The organism is Rossellomorea aquimaris, from assembly GCF_001877785.1.
Taxonomy (GTDB): domain Bacteria; phylum Bacillota; class Bacilli; order Bacillales; family Bacillaceae_B; genus Rossellomorea; species Rossellomorea aquimaris_A.
The window spans coordinates 1-440 of sequence record NZ_MINN01000046.1; the positions used below are offsets into that span (position 1 = coordinate 1).

Here is a 440-nt window from a genome sequence, read left to right on the forward strand (position 1 = left end):
TGTAGAGTGAATGATGTAATAAGAAACCAATCGTCGGACAGCTTACTACTGTTGAAACTCTGGGCTGTGCTGCAGTTATCTGTTCAGAGAAGACAGGGAACCTTACGCAGAATAAGATGACCGTCACACATCTGTGGAGCGGAGGAAGGACCTGGTCTGTAACCGGTACAGGTTACGAACCGGATGGGCAGTTTTACAGCGGTGAGGAAAAGGTGTCGCCGAATAACCAGAAAGCTCTCAATCAGTTGCTGACATTCGGGATGCTCTGTAATCACGCTGAAATAGTCACCAGGGATAATAGCTTTGCAGTGGATGGCGACACTACTGAAGGGGCCCTGGTGGTCGCCGGATTAAAAGCTGGATTAAACAGGGAAACCCTGCTTCAAAAATTTAAAGTCATAAAAGAGTTTCCCTTTGATTCTACTAGGAAGATGATGAGC

At 46.6% G+C, this 440-nt stretch carries 1 pseudogene; it reads left to right on the forward strand.

Going from position 1 to position 440, the window contains the following annotated elements:
• Positions 1–20: 20 nt before the first annotated feature.
• A pseudogene (locus BHE18_RS02010) lies at positions 21–440 on the forward strand (ATPase); the annotation flags it as partial.